This is a genomic window from Bacillus sp. AFS018417 (assembly GCF_002560985.1).
Taxonomy (GTDB): Bacteria; Bacillota; Bacilli; order Bacillales; family Bacillaceae_G; genus Bacillus_A; species Bacillus_A rhizoplanae.
In genome coordinates, this window is the sequence record NZ_NTTM01000030.1 from 60,208 (window position 1) to 81,269 (window position 21,062).

Annotated in this window: 24 protein-coding genes; 1 reads left to right on the forward strand and 23 read right to left on the reverse strand. The window is 37.0% G+C overall.

Annotated features, from left to right (window positions below):
* Window positions 1-63 precede the first annotated feature (63 nt).
* The 23 genes from CN326_RS12790 to CN326_RS12900 form a co-directional block, all read right to left on the reverse strand.
* The gene (locus tag CN326_RS12790; protein WP_098309401.1) at window positions 64-522 is read right to left on the reverse strand and encodes a YpiF family protein; all 459 of its coding nucleotides are present in this window, start codon (window positions 520-522) and stop codon (window positions 64-66) included.
* Window positions 523-1,121: 599 nt separating this feature from the next.
* A complete protein-coding gene (locus tag CN326_RS12795) occupies window positions 1,122-1,658 on the reverse strand; it encodes a ReoY family proteolytic degradation factor (protein ID WP_098309402.1) in 537 nt (178 codons plus the stop codon).
* A gap of 72 nt (window positions 1,659-1,730) precedes the next feature.
* Window positions 1,731-2,993, reverse strand: coding sequence for a tetratricopeptide repeat protein (locus CN326_RS12800; RefSeq protein ID WP_098309403.1), 1,263 nt, complete (start codon window positions 2,991-2,993; stop codon window positions 1,731-1,733).
* A gap of 109 nt (window positions 2,994-3,102) precedes the next feature.
* Complete coding sequence (aroA, locus tag CN326_RS12805; protein ID WP_098309404.1) at window positions 3,103-4,386, reverse strand: 3-phosphoshikimate 1-carboxyvinyltransferase; 1,284 nt, start codon at window positions 4,384-4,386, stop codon at window positions 3,103-3,105.
* A gap of 210 nt (window positions 4,387-4,596) precedes the next feature.
* Window positions 4,597-5,709, reverse strand: a complete 1,113-nt coding sequence (hisC, locus tag CN326_RS12810; RefSeq protein ID WP_098309405.1) for a histidinol-phosphate transaminase — start codon at window positions 5,707-5,709, stop codon at window positions 4,597-4,599.
* Between the two features lie 14 nt (window positions 5,710-5,723).
* On the reverse strand, window positions 5,724-6,086 hold the full coding sequence (aroH, locus tag CN326_RS12815) for a chorismate mutase (RefSeq protein WP_098309406.1): 363 nt from the start codon (window positions 6,084-6,086) through the stop codon (window positions 5,724-5,726).
* Complete coding sequence (gene aroB, locus CN326_RS12820) at window positions 6,083-7,174, reverse strand: 3-dehydroquinate synthase (RefSeq protein ID WP_098309407.1); 1,092 nt, start codon at window positions 7,172-7,174, stop codon at window positions 6,083-6,085. The genes aroH and aroB overlap by 4 nt, the downstream gene beginning before the upstream one ends.
* On the reverse strand, window positions 7,174-8,346 hold the full coding sequence (aroC, locus tag CN326_RS12825; protein WP_098309408.1) for a chorismate synthase: 1,173 nt from the start codon (window positions 8,344-8,346) through the stop codon (window positions 7,174-7,176). The genes aroB and aroC overlap by 1 nt, the downstream gene beginning before the upstream one ends.
* Before the next feature lie 167 nt (window positions 8,347-8,513).
* Window positions 8,514-8,960: a nucleoside-diphosphate kinase gene (gene ndk / locus CN326_RS12830; RefSeq protein ID WP_098309409.1), complete on the reverse strand. Its 447-nt coding sequence runs from the start codon at window positions 8,958-8,960 to the stop codon at window positions 8,514-8,516.
* A 122-nt stretch (window positions 8,961-9,082) separates the two neighbouring features.
* Window positions 9,083-10,045, reverse strand: a complete 963-nt coding sequence (hepT, locus tag CN326_RS12835; RefSeq protein ID WP_098309410.1) for a heptaprenyl diphosphate synthase component II — start codon at window positions 10,043-10,045, stop codon at window positions 9,083-9,085.
* 178 nt (window positions 10,046-10,223) lie between these two features.
* Window positions 10,224-10,931 (reverse strand): demethylmenaquinone methyltransferase, encoded by a 708-nt coding sequence (locus tag CN326_RS12840; protein WP_098309411.1) that lies wholly within the window; start codon window positions 10,929-10,931, stop codon window positions 10,224-10,226.
* A gap of 37 nt (window positions 10,932-10,968) precedes the next feature.
* The gene (locus tag CN326_RS12845; protein WP_098309412.1) at window positions 10,969-11,712 is read right to left on the reverse strand and encodes a heptaprenyl diphosphate synthase component 1; all 744 of its coding nucleotides are present in this window, start codon (window positions 11,710-11,712) and stop codon (window positions 10,969-10,971) included.
* A gap of 319 nt (window positions 11,713-12,031) precedes the next feature.
* Window positions 12,032-12,601, reverse strand: a complete 570-nt coding sequence (folE, locus tag CN326_RS12850) for a GTP cyclohydrolase I FolE (RefSeq protein ID WP_098309413.1) — start codon at window positions 12,599-12,601, stop codon at window positions 12,032-12,034.
* A gap of 122 nt (window positions 12,602-12,723) precedes the next feature.
* A complete protein-coding gene (locus tag CN326_RS12855) occupies window positions 12,724-12,996 on the reverse strand; it encodes an HU family DNA-binding protein (protein ID WP_001043860.1) in 273 nt (90 codons plus the stop codon).
* A gap of 288 nt (window positions 12,997-13,284) precedes the next feature.
* Window positions 13,285-14,763, reverse strand: coding sequence for a stage IV sporulation protein A (gene spoIVA / locus CN326_RS12860; RefSeq protein ID WP_098309414.1), 1,479 nt, complete (start codon window positions 14,761-14,763; stop codon window positions 13,285-13,287).
* 191 nt (window positions 14,764-14,954) lie between these two features.
* Complete coding sequence (locus CN326_RS12865; protein ID WP_098309415.1) at window positions 14,955-15,665, reverse strand: hypothetical protein; 711 nt, start codon at window positions 15,663-15,665, stop codon at window positions 14,955-14,957.
* A gap of 21 nt (window positions 15,666-15,686) precedes the next feature.
* Window positions 15,687-15,890 carry a DUF2768 domain-containing protein gene (locus tag CN326_RS12870; protein WP_098309416.1) on the reverse strand — a complete coding sequence of 68 codons (204 nt, stop codon included), beginning with the start codon at window positions 15,888-15,890 and terminating at the stop codon, window positions 15,687-15,689.
* Between the two features lie 277 nt (window positions 15,891-16,167).
* The gene (locus CN326_RS12875) at window positions 16,168-16,419 is read right to left on the reverse strand and encodes a stage VI sporulation protein F (protein ID WP_141525043.1); all 252 of its coding nucleotides are present in this window, start codon (window positions 16,417-16,419) and stop codon (window positions 16,168-16,170) included.
* A gap of 117 nt (window positions 16,420-16,536) precedes the next feature.
* Window positions 16,537-17,559: an NAD(P)H-dependent glycerol-3-phosphate dehydrogenase gene (locus CN326_RS12880; protein WP_098309418.1), complete on the reverse strand. Its 1,023-nt coding sequence runs from the start codon at window positions 17,557-17,559 to the stop codon at window positions 16,537-16,539.
* 18 nt (window positions 17,560-17,577) lie between these two features.
* Window positions 17,578-18,888: a ribosome biogenesis GTPase Der gene (der, locus tag CN326_RS12885; protein WP_098309419.1), complete on the reverse strand. Its 1,311-nt coding sequence runs from the start codon at window positions 18,886-18,888 to the stop codon at window positions 17,578-17,580.
* A gap of 120 nt (window positions 18,889-19,008) precedes the next feature.
* Window positions 19,009-19,197, reverse strand: coding sequence for a capping complex subunit for YIEGIA (locus CN326_RS12890; RefSeq protein ID WP_098309420.1), 189 nt, complete (start codon window positions 19,195-19,197; stop codon window positions 19,009-19,011).
* A complete protein-coding gene (locus CN326_RS12895) occupies window positions 19,194-20,087 on the reverse strand; it encodes a YIEGIA family protein (RefSeq protein WP_098309421.1) in 894 nt (297 codons plus the stop codon). The genes CN326_RS12890 and CN326_RS12895 overlap by 4 nt, the downstream gene beginning before the upstream one ends.
* 3 nt (window positions 20,088-20,090) lie before the next feature.
* Window positions 20,091-20,690 (reverse strand): YphA family membrane protein, encoded by a 600-nt coding sequence (locus tag CN326_RS12900; RefSeq protein ID WP_098309422.1) that lies wholly within the window; start codon window positions 20,688-20,690, stop codon window positions 20,091-20,093.
* A 116-nt stretch (window positions 20,691-20,806) separates the two neighbouring features.
* Between CN326_RS12900 and CN326_RS12905 the strand changes: the two genes are divergently transcribed.
* A complete protein-coding gene (locus CN326_RS12905) occupies window positions 20,807-20,941 on the forward strand; it encodes a YpzI family protein (RefSeq protein ID WP_098309423.1) in 135 nt (44 codons plus the stop codon).
* Window positions 20,942-21,062: the final 121 nt, after the last annotated feature.

The window sequence follows — 21,062 nt, forward strand, 5'->3', positions numbered from 1 at the left end:
ATATAATACCCTACTACATTGGTCAATATCATACTAATCACAATTATTAAAACTATCAATTTATTATTTATTTTCCCACTTTTCAGTTAATTTTTCCATAACATTTTTTATTTGTGCTTGAATTATTTCTCTTTTCGCTTGATCACTAAGCTGTTCTAGCGGTAGTGCTGGTAAACAAAATAGTTTTTCTGTCAATTCATGTTCACTTTCTTTCCAAGAAAAATCACTTGTGATCAACGCAATATGCCGCAAACCTTGTTCTTTCAAATAGTTCGTCCATTCTTGCAGACGATGCTTCTCACTTACATATGCCCCTTCTACATATGTAAATGGGGGTAATAAAAATACTCTACCTTTATACTCCCTCTCTAACTCTCTTGTTAAAGCAGAAATAAATTCTCCTTCTACAGCAGCCTCTTTCATTCCCTTTTCAAGCGAAATTGAAAGAAGTGGTATAATTCCTGTATCAATATATTCTCTAGCTTGTTCGTATTGCAATACATCTGCTACAGCCCATTTCACACTTAATAGCCCCCTTTTCCCCTTATTCCCACTCTAATGGACAGTATGACCTTCCCCCCCCATACTACTTACCCATAAGAGCTTAATTAATTTAAATTATTTCTGAAAGAAGTCTCCATCTTCAAGCGCGTGAAGGGCAATAGCCCAGCGGTAAGATGGGGATGAAATCCGGTTAGGCACAGCCTAAAGTAACTCTTGGCAAATACACGCATGTTTTGCCCATCCATATAAGGATGTAGTTTCCCTTCGCCAATGTTTGTAGGTGTTGGCAGCTTCTTACGAAAGAGGGCCCTACCTTCCCAATCAGAACTGTTACAGAGCCACCATAGAGCCAAGAACTAGGGAATCATTCTTGGGTATGCAGCCTATGAACGGAGTCCACATAGGACTAAGGCTAGACAACCAAAGCTTTTTACAAGCCCTCACTTCAAAACGCATTAACATTTAAGTGGTCGGTAGTTGACCCAATCATAAAGAAAGTTTCACTCTATTTCTATTAAACCATACAGATAAAGGTAAAAAAAGAAAAACCATCTATAAAAGATGGTTTTTCTTCGTAATAGTCTAAAAATTTTCATAATTACTTTTCACAGATAAGTTTATAAGCATTTTAACTCGTCTGTTAACTTGCGGAACGTTTCTTCATCATGAGTATCAAGCGCTTCGTCAATTAATTTCAAAAGTCGTTCTTTTCGAAACGAATATACGCTTTCTTCTAAAAATCGCTCTGCTAATAAACGATCTTTTTCATTTACTTCGATATTCTTCGGTAAATATGGATTTTCTTCTAGCACTGCCACATAATTCGCATTTTGGAAAGATGATTTAAAATTGAGCTGAATATAAATATCTTCATCTCTGTTTAAGCGAATATCATGAAATGATTTTTCCGCATCAGTCGTCATTACATTTTGTTTATAAAAATGAAACGGTAAATCTTTCACGCAATTCGCTGACATTACCAACCCACGCGGACAATATTTCGCATGCTCTACAAAATGCACCTTATCCATTAATTGGTCATGACTCATTAAATAATTTAAAATCCAAACACATTCTCGCTGTTTCAGTTGATAATTATTTAAAAACCATTTTACAAAATCTTTCTTTTCATTCACAGAAACAGGGGTATTCATAGCGCTTGATCCCTCCTCTGTCCTTCTTTTTTCTTTTTACATTCAAGAAGTAGTATTCAGTTTCCTTCCAACTTATGAAAAATCCTCTAAATTATATAATAATTCTTCAATATGAGTTTGTGTCGGATCTAGCTGTAATAAACGTGTAAATACTTCTTTCGCCTCTTTTCGCAATCCCTCTTCTAACAAGAAGTAACCGTACTCCTCCAAGAAATCTGGATGATTCTTAAAAGAAGTATATGCGCTTTGGTAATGTTTTAATGCTTCCGAATACAATTCTAATTGTTTTTTCGCATGTGCAATATCCCAAAGTAATTGCGTGTCCGTTTCCCCATTATCAATGGCTTTTTCTACAACAGCAATCACCTCTTCATACCTTTCTTCTTCCTTTAAGATGTATGAATACTTTAAGGTAGCCCCTAAATGCGACGGATCAAGCTCTAATGCTTTCTTAAGCGAATCTTCTGCTTCATTTCTTTCCCCTAGCTTCGCTGCAACATTAGCAAGCTCTACATAAAATGGTATCGATAGTTCGTCAATTTTTATTCCTTCTTGAAGCGTTTCATAGCTTTCTTGAAGCATACCTTCTTTTTCGTAGCATTTCGCCAAATACATATATAAAGATGCATATTCTGGATCTAACTCTTTTAATTCTTCCCATACACTGATTGCTCTTTGGTACTGTTCTCCTTGATACAACGTAAACGCAAATCCAAATAAAGAATGAATATCCTTCTGCTCCTCTAAACCTTCCTCATAATAAGAAATTGCTTCAGTCCATTGCCCAAGTGCGCTTAAATTTTCAGCCAATCGAAGCGGAACAACAACACCGCCCATCACTTTATGTTCTGGAAGTAATGATTCATAATATGGAATTGCTTTACTATCTTCTCCTTTACTGCTATACAATTCCCCAAGCCCGAAAGCAATTACCGGCTCATCTGGCATCATCGTTTTCGCTTTTAATAATTTTTGCTCTGCTACTTCGTCAAAACCTTGCATTTGATATAAATCAGATGCAAGGAGGAGAGATTGAACATATAATTCATCATTCTCTTGAATGTCGTGAAGTACTTCAATTGCTTCATCTTCTTTGTCTACATCAATATATAACTCTGCTAAAAATAACGTGAATTCACTTTCTTCTGGGTATAGCAACCGTAAATCTTCTACTATTTCTAGCGCCTGATCTACAAACCCTAGTGTATAATAATAACGAGCAACTTCATACTTTTCTTCATCCGTACCTTGTTTTACTTGCTCTGCTAATAGTTGTAATCCTTTCTCTGTTTCTCCGCTTTCAATATATGTAACAGCTTGTTCAAACTTTTGCATAACTAGCTCCTTTATATAAATACTTATGTAAATTCCATAATAAACAACTGTTTCCGTGTAAGCAACAGTGTGAAGAAGAAAAGAACCTTCTCAAAAAGAAAAGATTCTTTTAGTTTTGCAGCATATGTAACTGTTCAAAGAAGTTCGGATATGACACAGCTACTGCCTCGCTATTTTCAATCATAACTTCTCCATCTGCTATACACGATGCAATCCCTAACATCATACCAATACGATGATCACCATGACTATTTACCACGTTTCCATCTAATTGCGTTTTACCATGCACAATCATACCATCTTCTGTTGCTTCAATATGTGCTCCTAGTTTTTTCAATTCATTTACAACTGTATCAATACGATTCGTTTCTTTTACTTTTAATTCTTCCGCATTTTTAATCACAGTTGTCCCTTCTGCTTGCGTTGCTAACAGTGCTAAAATTGGAATTTCATCAATTAATTTTGGGATGAGCGCACCGCTAATTTCTATTCCTCTTAATTGTGAGGTTTCAATTGTAATATCACCGCTTGGCTCAAATTCTTCATTGCGAATATTCTCTATTGACAAACTCGCACCCATTTGTGATAACACATCAAGAATTCCAGTTCTTGTCGGATTCAACCCAACGTTTTTTAATACAACTTTACTATTTGGTACAATTGCACCTGCAACTAAGAAAAAGGCAGCTGAAGAGATATCTCCTGGCACCTCAATATTCGCCGCAGAAAGCTTTTGTCCACCTTCTAATGAGACAGTTAATCCATCAACAGTAACACAGCACCCAAATGCACGTAACATACGCTCTGTATGATCACGAGACTGTAATGGTTCTGTCACAGTTGTCACACCTTCTCCTTGTAGCCCTGCAAGTAAAACAGCTGATTTCACCTGTGCACTTGCCACGGGAGAACGATAATGTATGCCTTTTATATTTCCCCCTCGAATAGAAAGAGGCGTATATTGTCCATCTTCTCTTCCATCAATTTTAGCACCCATTTGACGAAGAGGTTCTGTAACACGTTTCATCGGACGCTTTCCAATTGAAGAATCTCCGATAACTGTACAATGAAACGATGCATTTGCTAGTATGCCAAGCATTAACCGAATTGTCGTTCCTGAGTTTCCAACATCTAATACTTCCGTCGGTTCTACTAGTCTTTGTAATCCTTTTCCATATACAGTGACATCGTTACCCTTTTGCTCAATCTTAATTCCTAACTTTTGAAAACAAGCAATCGTACTTAAACAATCTTCACCCTGAAGAAAATTTGTAATCTTCGTTGTTCCTTCTGCAATTGCCCCAAACATAACTGCGCGGTGCGAAATAGACTTATCTCCAGGAACAAAAATCGTTCCGTTTAATCCATTCTTAAGCTTTGTTAATCGGTTCACCTCTATCACCTCTATTTAATGTTCACGTATGTATTCTTTCTTTATCTCGCTATTTTTGGACAGTAAGAGCCCGATTGGTAAAATTCCCCCATTAGTGAGAGATGAAAAAAATTCAATGACGGTAGTTTCACTTTATTGTACTTCTTTCCTTCTTCTTTACGCAAATAGGATGAAAAGAAACGACTCCTAATAATGGAGCCGTTTCTTTTCTTATAAATATGTCTCTTCTTTTTTCAAATTCTCTTCTACAAGTTCAGTAAGCACCGCAATAATCTCCGCGTTCTCTTCTTTCGTTCCAACTGTAATCCGAATACCGTTCGGTAAACCAAGTGGACCACCGGAACGAACGATGTATCCTTTTTGTAGTAGCCTTTCAAATACTTCATCTCCTGGAAGACCAAGCTCTAAAAAGATAAAATTCGCCTGTGATGGATAATAAAACACTTGATACTTCTCACAAAAATCATAATATTGCTGTAATCCTTTATTATTCACGTTCACACACTCTTGTAAAAACGCTTGATCTTCTACCGCAGCTTGCGCAACTACTTGTGCAATTGATGACGTATTAAATGGTAATCTTGCTACCTCTAACGAACACATTAAGCTTTCATTTCCTACCGCATAACCAATACGAAATGATGCTAATCCGTATGCTTTTGAAAATGTACGTAATACCATAAGATTTTCATACTTCTCTAGAAGTGGTAATGTTTGCGGATAATCTTTAGCCCCAGCATACTCATAGTATGCTTCATCCATAATAACAAGTGTTGTTTTCGGAACTGCCTCTAAGAATGAAAGTAACCGCTCCATTGAAACGTACGTTCCTGTTGGATTATTAGGATTACAAATCCATACGATACGTGTATGCTCATCAACTTGTGCAAGCATTGCCTCTAAATCATGTGTCCCCTCTTTTAAAGGTACTTCACGTACTTCTGCTTTTTCAATTACTGCATGATGACGATATTGTGAAAATGTCGGCTTTGCCATGACAACATTTGTTCCTTCTTGTAACAGAGAACGGCTAATCATTTGAATCACTTCATCTAAGCCGCTACCAAATAAAATTTGTTCCTTTTTTACATGAAGGTGATCTGCTAATTTTTCACGAAGAGCATACGCTGCACCGTCTGGATAGAGCGCATATTGCCCATCTAACGATGCCAAAGCTTCAGCTACACGTTTTGAACATCCAAATGGATTTTCATTTGATGCTAGCTTTACAATTTTAGATAACCCATATTGTCTCTTTACTTCTTCAATATTTCTACCTGGCACATACGCTTTTAACGACAATAATTGCTCTTTTACTTTCACTGGAATTCCCCCTATTATTTTTGTAAATCGGGCCTTAGCTGCACCGCTTTTTCTAAATAGATATGATGAATTTCATGCTGTAGTTTATTGGTCATAACCGTCATCATAACGCGAATACATTTCTCAAGAGCATTTGGCACTTCTATTTCTTGCATGCACATGACCGGTACATAAGACCAACCCTCAATACGCCTTAATGCAGCTGCCGGAAAACATGCATTTATATCTGCTGTTGTGGAAATTAATACAGATACAATATCAACAGGAGAAACGCTATTATTGCTTGCCATTTCTTTCACTAAACGCTCTGTTGCAGTCAATATTTCCTCTATTTCATTACAATTGACTGTAGTTGCGCCGCGAATCGCGCGAATCAAATAGACTCCTCCTCTCTTAGAAATGCTTCTAAAGCCGTTCGGACGGTCTCATCTGAAATAGATACGACATCCACTACCCCAATCTCCTGCATAACGACCATACGAATTGTTCCACCATTCGCTTTTTTATCTTGTTTCATCACTTGAACGAGGCGATTCACATCAAGTTTACTTGGCATGCTCGGATAGCCATATGCAGCAAACCACCGTTTAATCTCCTTATATTGAAGGTCTTTTTCATATATTTGTTCACTTAAAAAGATGGCAAATAACATGCCGATTGCAACACCATCACCATGTGTTATGTTTCCATATCCCATCTCTTTTTCCAGAGCATGTCCAAGTGTATGCCCAAAATTTAAGTGAGCACGAACACCTTTTTCAGTTTCATCCTCTGCAACAATTTTTGCTTTTACTGGAATCGCACGCTGCAGTGTATAAATTAACTTATCATCTCTTAAATCAGTTAACATTTTCACTTCTTCGCGCAGCCAATGATATAATTCTATATCTCCGATAAACGAATGTTTAATTACTTCTGCAAAACCAGAGCGCCATTCTTTTTCTGGAAGAGAATTTAAAAACGGAGTATGGTAAATAACCGCCTCTGGCTGATGAAATGCACCAATCATATTTTTCCCAAGCGGATGATTGATTGCAACCTTACCTCCAACTGCACTATCATGCGCAAGTAACGTTGTTGGTACCTGTACAAAGCGAATACCTCTCATAAACGTCGCCGCAACAAATCCCGCTAAATCTCCAATCATTCCACCGCCAAGTGCAATAATAAGCGAATGGCGATCTAAACCTTTTTCAAGCGCAAACGTTTGAACCGCATAATAATTTTCAAACGATTTTTCCTTTTCACCACTCGGAATCACAAATGAAAATACATCTTTTTCTAATTGCAAAGTATCTTTCACTTCATCTAGATGAAATGAAGCTACCGTTTCATCAGAAATCAGTAGAATACTTGAAACGGCTGGTTTCATATTTTCTATAATCTTTGATAATTGTAACAATGCCTGGGCTCCAACATACACATTATATTGTTTGGAACCTGTTTGAATTTGTATTGTCCTCATCAAAATTCCCTCGCATATTCGTTATATTTCTCAATATTTTTACGAATTAAATCAATGCGATCCGTCCCAAATTGTTCAATCACGGCTGTAGCCAGTTCCCAAGCTACAACAGCTTCCGCTACAACACTTGCTGCTGGTACAGCACAGCTATCAGAACGCTCAATACTTGCTTGAAACGCTTCTTTCGTATCAATATCAATACTTTGCAGCGGTTTATATAAAGTTGGAATTGGTTTCATGACTCCGCGAACAACAACTGGCATACCTGTCGTCATACCGCCCTCTAATCCACCTGCATTGTTTGTACGTCTCGTATATCCATTAACTTTATCCCATAAAATCTCGTCATGAACAAGACTTCCTGGCTTACGAGCTGCCTCAAAACCAATCCCAATTTCCACACCTTTAAATGCATTAATACTCATAATTGCAGCTGCAAGTTTTGCGTCTAATTTACGATCATAATGGACATAACTTCCAACACCAACTGGCATACCCTCTACAACAACTTCGACGATTCCTCCGATAGAATCTCCGTTTGTTTTTGCATCATCAATTGCTTGCATCATTTTCTGCGCTGCTTCTTCATCTAAACAACGAACAGGAGATGCCTCTGTAATCGTTTGTAACTCTTCAATAGAGTTATACGACTGCTTCTCCGCTTTCACTCCTCCAATTTCAATTACATGCCCTGCTACTTTTATACCCAGTTCTTCTAAAATGCGCTTTGCAACAGCTCCAGCAGCTACACGAACCGTTGTTTCTCTAGCTGAAGAACGCTCTAATACATTGCGCATATCACGATGACCATATTTAATCGCACCATTTAAATCTGCATGTCCTGGACGAGGTCGTGTAATTTGTCGTTTCATCTCTTTTGATTCTTCCTCTGTTAACGGCTCTGCTCCCATAATTTTTGTCCAATGTGTAAAATCACGATTTTCGACAACGAGCGTAATTGGTGCACCAATTGTATATCCATGACGCACACCACTTAAAATTTGAACTTGATCTTTTTCAATTTGCATGCGGCGTCCACGGCCATGCCCTTTTTGTCTTCTTACCAATTCTGTATTAATATCATCCGCTACTAAAGGTAAACCTGCCGGAATCCCCTCTAATATTGTCGTTAGTTGTGGTCCGTGAGATTCACCAGCTGTTATATATCGCATCGGTTACTCCCCTTTACTTCAGTATTTATGTAACACTATATCATAACCTCTATTGATTCGTAACTAATATGAAACAAAAAAGCGCAAGAAGGAATTCAGACATCCTTTCTTGCGCTTTTTCACTATAATCATTATTTTTAAAGCGTTTACAAATTATTTCGAAATAATTAGTAAATCCACTCATTCATTGATCTAGAATACTCAACTAGCTCTTCTTTGTTAAAGAAAATACCAATTTCACGTTCTGCACTTTCAAGAGAATCTGAACCGTGAATAATGTTTTTTGCAACAGTTAGTCCGAAGTCACCGCGAATTGTACCAGGTGCAGCTTCATTTGGTCTTGTTTTCCCCATCATGTTACGAGCTGTCTCAACAACACCTTCACCTTGCCATACCATTGCAAAAACAGGTCCAGATGTAATGAAATCTACTAATTCACCGAAGAAAGGTCTCTCTTTATGTTCAGCATAATGCTGTCCAGCAATCTCTGGTGTTATTTGCATAAGCTTAGCACCAACTAATTGAAAACCCTTTCTTTCAAATCTAGCAACAATCTCCCCAATGACTGCACGCTGTACACCATCTGGTTTTACCATTAAAAACGTTTTTTCCATAATAAATCTCTCCACTTCATATTATGTATGTAATTGTATATCCCCAAACACATAGTATCACCGTTATCAAAATTGTGCAACAGTTTTGAAATGGAGAGATTATTATTTTCCTCGAAAAACATTTAAAATTTACGTTTCCCTATATACTTTGCAACATTTTGCAACGCCAGTTTCGCCTGTCCACGAGGCAACGGCTTAATAACTTCTAATGCTTTATGTAAATATCTTTCACTAAATGCAAAGGCTTGATCAATTGCATTACTATTTTTGACCGCTTCAATAATTTCTTTCATTTCATTTGAAGGCGTATTTTCATTAACTTGAACAATTCTCTCGCGAAGTTTAGGATCTTCCATCGCATATAAAGCAGGAAGTGTAATATTACCTTGTAATAAATCTCCGCCCGCAGGTTTTCCAAGCTTTTCTTCTGTTGACACAAAATCTAAAATATCATCAATAATTTGATATGACATACCAACAAAGTAACCATACCAAAACAAACGATTGACTGTATCACGACATGCACCAGATGCAATTGCCCCTAATTGACAACTCGCAGCAATTAAAAGTGCTGTTTTTCGTTTAATACGGCGTAAATATGTTCGTAAATTTTGTCCAAAATCATACTTATCTTTAATTTGTTCAATTTCTCCTTTGCACACTTCAAGAATTGTATATGATAATGCTTTATGCACTTCTGGACTTTCTAAATTTGTAATGCATTCTAGAGACTTTGCAAATAAATAATCACCTGTATACATTGCAATACGATCACCCCAGTTTGCATTTACAGTCGCACTCCCTCTTCTCAAAAGAGCAGCATCAATTACATCATCATGCACAAGAGAAGCCATATGAATAAGCTCTAATGCAACGGCAACATGTTTAATTACATCGAGCTTATAATCTCCAAATTTCCCCGCAAGCAGAACGAAAACAGGTCGGATTCGTTTTCCACCGGCCTCAATCAGTTGCAACGCAGCTTCTTCAAGCAATTGTTGCTCAGAAGCAACAACTACTTTTAGTTGTTTCTCAATTTTATCAATATCCGATCGTAAAAAAGAATACATAAGTTGTAACTTCATATCGTTCACCTTAACCTAAAACTTCTTTTCTATTTTTATCCCGCTTTAACGGGAAGTAAGACTCCTACCTCAAGATTATGAGGAAACAAAAAATAGAGATAGGCAGGAGAGAACCGCCTGTTTGAGCCCGATTGGCGATACCTTTCCATTAACAGTTCCTACTAATGATAATTTCACTTTATTCCGGCTTATAACCTAAGTGCATTGCTGCTACTCCAAAAGTAAACGGCTTTACTCTTACTTGTTCTAGTCCAGCTTTTTCAAACATACGAGCCAATTCTTTCATTCCTGGAAATGTGCTTGCTGATTCTTGTAACCACGAATATTCTTTAAAACTTTTAGCAAATAGCTTTCCGAATAAAGGCATAATGTATTTAAAATATAAAAGATAACCTTGTCGAATTCCAAACATTGTCGGCTGTGATGTTTCTAAGCAAATAACCTTCCCACCCGGTTTTACAACACGAGTCATCTCTTTTAACACTTGCATATAATCTGGAACATTTCGGAGTCCAAATCCAATTGTGACATAATCAAACGTATTATCCTCAAAAGGTAGTTCCATGGCGTTACCATGAATTAATTCTACTTGATCCAATTGTAAAGCTTCCACTTTCTCTTTTCCAACCGAAAGCATATTTTTACTAAAATCTAATCCATATACTTTTCCATTTGAACCGACCGCATCAGCAAGCGCAATTGTCCAGTCAGCCGTTCCACAACATACATCAAGCGCTGTGCTGCTAGGTTGAACATCCATAATTCGCATCGTTTCTTTGCGCCATGCTTTATGTCTTTGAAAGCTAATAACTGAATTCATTACATCGTATTTATTGTATATCTTCTCAAATACGTCATGTACTCTTTCTTCTTTTGATTGTTGCATGCTTTTACCCTTCTTCCAACTGTAAAATTCAAAATACTCAAGTCGCCTCTTTTAATGTGGAAAAAAATGTTTCAATCCCTGTATCATCTTGCATCAAAGTATCAATTTGACTTCGTATCTTTTTTATCGATTCGTTGTATACGTTTTCCACTTTCGTTTTATCATCAGAAGATAAAATCTTTTGAAATGCCGTAAATACTGGCGACGATTCTTTCTTCAAGAATATTTGATACTCAGTTTGCAAACGAGCTATTGCAAATATATTGTTAATTGTTGACTTTACATGTTTCACTTGAAAATGATCACACGTTTTTTGTAAAAGAGCCGATTCAATTATTCCTACACTGCTTAACATTTCTTCTATCGTTTCATATGTTTGCTGATATAACATAATTTTGTGTTCATTAATCTCTTTAATACCTTCTGCCAACGCACGAATCAATACGATATCATGATTCATTGAAAGTAAATAATAATATAGCCCACTATAATAATCCCCTGCTAATACTGTTAGTTGGCGCCGCTTATGAGACCCATCCGTCTCCTCTTTACTTGATACTTTCTCATGTGTATCTAAAGCAATTTGTACAAGCATAATGGTTACTACGTAATGTTCAATTTGCTCTCTATGTAAGTTTGCACTTTTTAAAATGGAATATAAGAACGCTAATTTTTTTTCATCAACAACTGGTTCTTCAATGTATTTTATAAAATAAGGATGGCGTAGTTTTTTATATAGCTGCTCCTTTATATCCGTAAACCCTCCGTAGATGTTACCCACAAAAATCACCCTTGTTTTCTAATTCATAAAACTTATTATAACACATTCATTCATTTTTCTATAAAGAAAACTTGACGAAACGAAACAAAGTAAGAATTGAGCTCTATTCACCCTTATCCTGGCCGTTAGATTGGCATAAAGTGAAACTTCCATCAGTAGTTTTTTTCATCCCCAACTGATGGTTAGTTGAACCAATCGGGCACACGCCAGCAGTTATCCTCCACCTATCTTCCTCGCTTCTCTCTGAATCTTGAGATGAGGGGTCTTACTGCCCACGAATAGCAGGATAAAAAAAGAAAAGCAGTTTCCTGCTTTCCTACTAATTCGTCTTAATAAAAGATAGAATCTCCGCACGTGCTGGTGCGTCTGTTTCTAACACACCACGCACTGCAGTTGTTACAGTTTTTGCACCAGGTTTTTTCACACCGCGCATTGTCATGCACATATGCTCTGCTTCTACAACAACCATTACACCATGCGGCTCCAACACTTCCATAATAGAATCTGCTACTGTTGATGTAATTCGTTCTTGTAATTGTGGTCGACGCGCAACTGTATCTACTGTACGTGCCAATTTACTTAACCCTGTTACTTTTCCACCTCGTGGAATATATGCAACATGAGCAACGCCATAAAACGGAACGAGATGATGCTCACACATAGAAAAGAACGGAATATCTTTTACCAATACAAGTTCTTCATGATCTTCACCAAACACTTTATGTAAATGTTCTTTTGGATCTTCATGCATACCAGAAAATACTTCTGCATACATCTTCGCAACACGTTTTGGTGTATCTAATACTCCCTCACGATTTGGATCGTCCCCAATTGCTTCTAAAATAAGACGTACTGCATGTTCGATCTGTTCTAAGTTTACATTTGCCATCCGCTTGCCCTCCCGAATAAAACCTAAAAATACTACGAACACATTCTAGCATATATATGTTTTTAAAAGCAAAAAGAAGAGTTTCCGATAAGGAAACTCTTCTTCCCCGTAATATGTAAGGATTATTTAACCGCATCTTTTAGCGCTTTACCAGGTTTGAATGCAGGTACTTTGCTTGCCGCGATTTCAATTTCCTCACCAGTTTGTGGGTTGCGTCCTTTACGAGCCGCACGCTCACGAACTTCGAAGTTACCAAATCCGATAAGTTGTACTTTATCACCTTGCTTTAAAGCTTCTAAGATGGAATCAAAAACAGCGTCAACTGCTTTTGTTGCGTCCTTTTTAGAAAGGGAACTTGCTTCTGCAACAGCATTGATTAAATCTGTCTTGTTCATGCCATTCACCTCCTCCCAAAGATACGACTGTATAATGATCATAAAATGAGTCTTACCTTCATTTGTAGGCAATTTTTACAAATTCTATACTACAAAGATGTAGATAAAATCATTATCAAGGCCTATATTATACGATTCTCCTTTATAATTCAATATTTTTAAAGAAAATGTTACCACGAAAATGTGAAAAACTGATGAAACTTGACAATCAACTATAAAGTATTAGATAATGACATTTTGTTTTTCTATGAAAAACAAAAAAAGACTCCCCAATAAGGAGTCTTTCAATTATAAAATAATTGCTATTAAGCCGCCAGATCCTTCATTTATAATTCGTTCTAGCGTTTCTTTTAATTTATAACGAGCATTTTCTGGCATTAATGATAATTTTGCCTGAATCCCTTCTCGAACGATAGAGCTAAGTGATCGCCCAAAAATGTCCGAATTCCAAATTGAAAGTGGGTCATCTTCAAAATCTTGCATTAAATAGCGAACAAGCTCTTCACTTTGCTTTTCTGTTCCAATAATTGGTTCAAATGTTGATTCCACATCAACCTTAATCATATGAATAGATGGGGCAACAGCTTTTAATTTCACACCAAAGCGCGATCCATGTCGAATAATTTCCGGCTCATCTAAGCTCATATCTGCTAGTGCCGGTGCTGCAACACCGTATCCTGTTTGTTTTACCATTTTTAGTGCATCTGCAACTTGATCATATTCCGTTTTCGCATGAGCAAAATCAAGCATTAACTTTAATAAATGATCTCTACCACGAATTTCAACGCCTACCACTTCTTTTAAAATTTGATCGTACAATTCATCTGGTGCATATAAGTCTATCTCAGCAACACCTTGCCCCATATCAATTCCTGCAAGACTTGCACGATCAATAAATTCATATTGACTAAATTGCCATACAACGCGGTCAACATCACGAAGACGCTTAATATCTTTTACTGTTTCTTGGACAGCCTCTTGATAGCTTTGACGAAGCCAGTGGTTGTCATTTAACACCATTACCCAACTCGGAAGATTTACATTCACTTCTAAAACCGGGAACTCGTATAGTGCCTCGCGCAGTACATTATATACATCCCCTTCTCTTAACCCTTCTACGCTCATTGCTAACACTGGAATATCATATTCTTCTACTAAACTTTGACGAAGTTGTTCTGTATCAGGATGATATGGCTGTACTGTATTAATAATCATAATGAAAGGTTTTCCTACTTCTTTTAATTCATTTACGACCCGGCCTTCCGCTTCAATGTAATCACGGCGGGGGATTTCTCCAATTGTTCCATCGGTTGTAATAACTACACCGATTGTAGAATGTTCTTGAATTACTTTCCGTGTCCCAATTTCTGCTGCTTCATGAAATGGAATCGGTTCTTCATACCATGGTGTATTAATCATACGTGGTCCATTTTCGTCTTCATATCCTTTCGCTCCTGGGACAGTATAACCTACACAATCTACTAAGCGGATATTCACATCGAGTCCATCATCAACATGGATAGAAACCGCTTGGTTTGGAACAAATTTGGGCTCTGTTGTCATTATTGTACGTCCTGCTGCACTTTGCGGCAGTTCGTCTTGTGCGCGCTGACGATCCGAATCGTTTTCGATATTAGGAATAACGACTAGCTCCATAAACTTCTTAATAAAAGTAGATTTTCCCGTTCGAACAGCTCCTACAACCCCTAGATAAATATCACCGCCTGTACGCTCAGCGATATCTTTAAAAATATCAACCTTTTCCAAGTGATTCCCTCCCTCAACATTTTTGGGAATAAATCATGATTATTCTTGTAGTTTGGACTGTACAGCATATGATTTTGTCCCAATTTCATATGATTATTTAAAAAGAACTTTTTGTATACGATGCAAATGTTTCAAGAAGTAAAAAACCCTTCTTCTAGAACTTATTCGTTAGAAGAAAGGTTCATGACTTATCACTTAAAAAAAATTGGTTCTTTGTTCTTTACTGTATACGGTAAGGAATACACCGGTACAAATGGAGTATGTTTCACAAGCAACTGGCGAATATCTTCTCCTTCTTTCACTTCATCACCATATTTTTGTAGCATGTCGTATAAGTCAACGCGATAATCAATATATACTTCACCTTTCTCATCAATAACAAAAGGTAGATTTTTACCAGAATATGGACTTTCCACTTGAGGAATTTCTTTATATCCCATTTTTTTATAATCAAGCTCATACACACCATCTGTAATTATTTTTTTAAACGGTGGATATTTATGCTCATCACGATAGATTTGTAGTTTCAACTTTAAATTTTGAATCTGTTCAGCCGTTCGAACATCAATTAATTTCACAGTTGGATTTGTTTCTACATCAACTAATACATACTGATAAATGCCTCCGCTTTCAAAAGCATTTCCAGGTGGTTCTTGCATAAGCCCAGGCGTAATCTTTTGAAAATCAATTGGATATTTTTGATAGATTGGTGTATTCATATCGCGTGTTTTAATAGGCAATATATTACCATTTTGTTCTCTATATGTATTAACTGCTGTTTGCACCGCTTGTAATTGATCTTCATATGGTACTACATTTTGTTGTACCTTTTCTTTCGGATATAGACACCCAGATAGCATGCTGGTGCAACACAATACGAAAATTATTAGTGTTTTCTTCATCAGAACTCCGTCCTTTAGTTTCTATTGTTCAATTGGCCCACTAAATACAACAAGAAAAATAATAAGTCCAGATACAATCATACATGCATATGCAAACAAAGCTGTAAACCCTTTCAAAAACGTATTCTTTATTTTATGGCGACTTAACAAAATGAAAATAACAGCAATAAACATGAGAGCCATCGCTCCCAAAGAAAACCACATCTTTATAAGTCCAACAGACATATATACACCCCTTTATTTTAGATTATTTTCCTACTATTTTAACAAATTATAACTTTTAAACAAATAGAAACAATCTATTTATTCCATTCAAACTGAAAATAAGACGAAACTTCGCTACTGAAGGACTAACGGTATACATTCACATATAATGAAACCAATAAAAAACCGAAGCGAACGAGACTTCTTCGCTTCGGTTGACCAAATACTCCCACAAACAGCTCATATTCATTCCTTCATCATATCGTATGCAATATATATAACAATGGTTTCTCGTACTTTATTTTTTAAACATTTTACTTAATGAGCTAAAATCGGTTGGCATGTTATTATTAATAATCGCATTTACAATTTGATCTTCTTTCTCTTTTGATACATCTCTTCCTGCCATCGTTGCAACTTGATGAATTAACTGACGTAACACTTGCTCATCTCGCAAATTTGCATTTTGGACAGAAGAAGCTAATTTAAAAATATCATCTTTATTTACTTTCGATTCCTTTTCAATATTGTTGAATAAATTATTATCCACCTTGTTCACCCTCTCTTGTAATCTACACTTCATCGTATGCAGAAAAAAAAGAATGGTGAAAAGACCCAAAATAAGAAAAAGCTGTACAAATGTATCTTTACACTTGTACAGCTTTTCTTACAACAAATCTGGAATTTCTTCTACTTCGTGTTTACGCACACGCCCCATCAGCGTTCCTACAGCATCTTTTACATTTTTCTCATTAAATAATACATCATATAAGACAGCTGTAATTGGCATTTCTACACTCATTTTTTTTGCCATCTCATGTGCAGCTTTTGTTGTCCGCACACCTTCAACAACCATCCCCATATTATCTAACACTTCGTTTAACGAGCAACCTTTACCAAGCAAGTTACCAGCACGCCAATTTCGGCTATGGACACTCGTACACGTTACAATTAAATCTCCCATACCTGTCAAGCCAGCAAACGTTAAGGGATTACCACCCATTTTACGACCCAAACGAGCAATTTCTGTTAAACCACGCGTCATAAGTGCCGCCTTTGCATTATCACCTAAACCAAGTCCATCAGTAATACCAGCAGCAAGGGCAATAATATTTTTTAACGCTCCGCCAAGTTCAACTCCAACAATATCCGGGTTTGTATATACGCGGAAATAGCTATTCATAAATAAGTCCTGAACTTCTTCCGCTGCTTCCATACGCTTTGCAGCTGATGTAACTGTTGTAGCTTGACGCAATCCAACTTCTTCTGCATGACTCGGTCCCGATAAGACAACAACATCTCGAATGAGATGTGCCGGAATTTCTTCTTCAATCACTTCCGAAATACGCTTTGAAGTTCCTGGTTCAATTCCTTTACTCGCATGAATCCATGTAATTGGCTGCGAAACAAGTTCTTTCATATTTTGCAATACTTCTCTGTATGCTTTTGTAGGTACAACGAGAAGTACTGTATCTACCCCCGCTAATGCTTCTTCTAAGGAAGAATAGGCAACGATACTGGCTGGCAATGTAATCCCCGGTAGATAACGACTATTTTCATGTTTTTCATTAATTTCATTCATGAGTTCTACTCGGTTTCCCCAAAGACGTACATCATGGCCGTTGTCAGCTAATACCATTGCTAACGCCGTTCCCCAGCTACCTGCTCCTACTACTGTGATTTTTTTCATAAAATCACACCCTCTCCATTAGTCTCGTGCTCTTGCAATAACTTTAATCGGCGTTCCTACGAAACCAAACGCATCACGCAGACGATTTTTCAAGAAACGCTCATATGAGAAGTGCAGTAACTCTGGATCATTTACGAATACAACAAATGTCGGTGGTTTCACCGCGACTTGTGTTGCGTAGAAGATTTTCAAACGTTGTCCATTATGTGTTGGTGTTGGATTCATTGCAACAGCATCCATAATTACGTCGTTTAATACGTTTGTTTGTACACGAATACTATGACTTGCATTTACCTCATTAATAACAGGAAGCAATGTATGTGTACGTTTTCTCGTTTTTGCAGATAAAAATACGATTGGTGCATAATCTAAAAATTGGAAGTGGGCACGAATATTCTCTTCGAATTCCTTCATCGTTTTCTCATCTTTTTCAACCGCATCCCATTTATTTACAACGATAATAACAGCACGACCTGAATCATGCGCATATCCAGCGATTTTTTTATCTTGTTCAATAATTCCTTCTTCACCATCTAAAACAACTAAAACAACGTCAGAGCGTTCAATTGCTCGAAGTGCGCGAAGTACACTATATTTTTCAGTACTTTCATATACTTTTCCTTTTTTACGCATTCCTGCAGTATCAATGATAACGTAATCTTGTCCATCTTTACTGTACGGAGTATCAACTGCATCACGTGTTGTACCTGCTACATTACTAACGATTACACGCTCTTGACCAAGCAATGCATTTACCATTGATGATTTCCCAACATTCGGACGACCAATTAAACAGAATTTAATTGTTTCATCATCGTATGCTTCTTCTTCAATTTTCGGGAAATGTTTTGCTGCTTCATCTAATAAGTCCCCTAGCCCTAAACCATGTGTACCAGAAATCGGAAATGGTTCTCCAAATCCTAACGCATAAAAATCATAAATATCGCTGCGCATCTCTGGGTTATCTATTTTGTTGACCGCTAATACAACCGGCTTTTTAGAACGATATAAAATCTTTGCAACCTCTTCATCCGCAGCTGTTACACCGTCGCGACCATTCGTCATAAAAATAATAACATCAGCTTCATCAATCGCAACTTCTGCTTGTTGACGAATTTGTGTCAAAAATGGCTCGTCCCCAATATCAATTCCACCTGTATCAATAATGTTAAACTCATGATTTAACCATTCTCCTGCACTATAAATACGATCTCGTGTTACACCAGGAATATCTTCTACAATCGACACTCTTTCCCCAACAATTCTATTGAAAATAGTAGATTTTCCAACGTTTGGGCGTCCTACTATTGCCACTACCGGTTTTGGCATATACTTTCATCCTTTCTATTTGCTTCTGTTATTATGTAAAAAACCCTTCTTTGTGCAAGAAGGGATTTGCATTCCAGAATATTTCTCTTTATATCAAAACATCTCATATTATAGCACATTTCAAGAATGTTTCACAATAATATATAGGTTCTCTTGTAAGCGGTGTGCAATTCCATCTAAAATCGCTTCTAAATTATTAGCAACAAATTCCATTTCTTCCACTGTCTCACATACAAATAATGGAGCGCCGCCAGCGAATTTTTCTGGAATTGTTGTAATGACAGCAAGAATACATTTTTCTAATATCACCCTTTATCTCCCCTTCCGTTAGGAGCCTCAGAAGCCATATGAACAGCACTTTCTAACGTCGGAACATTTCCAATGACTTGAATAGCTTTCTTCACATCTTGATCTTGCGGCAAAACAAACACGCCTATTCTTCCATCATTTAAATCTCGTTTTGCAAGCGGTACAAGTGCTGGTGTTCCAGAATCTCGATAAACACCAAGCGAAACAGACACTTCATGTAAAATGGCTTGCCTTTGACCTAAATTCGCTAATGTTATTCGTGCATCAATAGACTTCGGTTTCAAAATAAACCCCATGCCATACTTCATAATTTCTTTTTGTCTCGCTGGTAAACCAATATTCATAATATAAATATTATCTACATAAAGACCAGCGCCTTCAAAATGTGGTGGCACATGTTCAATTTCAACAAGATCATGCAGACGTTTACCGGACATTAACATTTTCGCAACAAAGAAACTTATTATTCCAGCAAAAATACCGGCATACCAAGATTTAAACCCTAAATACGCAAAGCTGGTTACAAAAGATGTTAACATCGCTAAATAGTTACGGCTCTCAAACACAAGTGCAATTCCTTCAATATATGTATTCCCCCGCGGGACAAGCTCATATCCATCTAATTGCTGCAGTGTATTACGCTCCATATTACGCACATCACGAAACTGCGATGCCGCTAATGTCAAAAATGTAATAGCGGAGAAATCTTTCTTCATAATAGATGGGATCGCAACTGCCCCAAGAGCAGACGCAGTAATTCCCATTGCAATATGAATAATCTTGCCATGCAAGCGAGTTGGATACTGCCTTGTATCAGTTTGAAGCATTAAAATTCGTGTAACTGTCCCCACAATTACCCCAAGTAAAATCGCTGATGTATATGAATTCATAAACTACCCTTGCCCCTCCTTCACTTGTTTTTGCTTAAATTGCCCTGTGTATGTCATTATTTTTCCAACGCTATATAGAAGGCTAAAGAACATTGTGGACACAGCAACCATATTAAAAAACTGCAAGCTACCGAGTTGATACGGAAAATTGAAGCTCTTTAAGACAAAAGCTACAAACAACTCACCTTGCAAAGCCCCTACATATAATCCCCATATACGTAATAGACGGTCTCGATGCAATAAAATAGATATATAAACGAGAATACCACTCAGCATCCATGTACGATTTATGACAATCCAAATCGGATCGTATAATTCTATTAAAGAAAAACTTGTATATAGCATTGCGATTATAAGCGCACAAAGTAAAGTATAGATTTTTTTCCATACTGAATATGCTGCGATTCCAACAAATGAAATTCCGCCCAGCAAAAGAGCATTTACTGAGATTGTGAAAGAAGAAATTGAAATCACTGTTTGCGAACAACTAATAAATAATAAAATGGCAGCACTAACACAAAGTCTAAACGTATCTTTTTTCAAAAAAAACGTTGCAATAATCCATCCCATCCACGCTAAAAAATAAAAATAACTTCCTTCCACGTTATCACCTCCTATTATTTCCATTATGGGGATTTTTCATGAAAAATAATCCTGTTCTACAGCTGCATATTTTTAAAAATAACAGCAACACTTTGTACTAAGGAGGTGGGGACACTATGGGTAAAGATCGTCAAGAAAAAAAATTGAAACAATCGCGACGTGTGGAATCTGATCGCAGTCAGTCACTACAATATCCGGGCGCAACAGGATTCGATACACCGGAGCAAGCGCGAAAACAAAATCAACATTAAAACAAAAACAGCCAACGTGTCGTTGGCTGTTACTTTGTTACTCGGTATTAATAAGCAGTAAGATTTCTGCCTCGAAATTCCAAGATGTATCTTAATAAACAAAAAAACAACCGAACGGTTG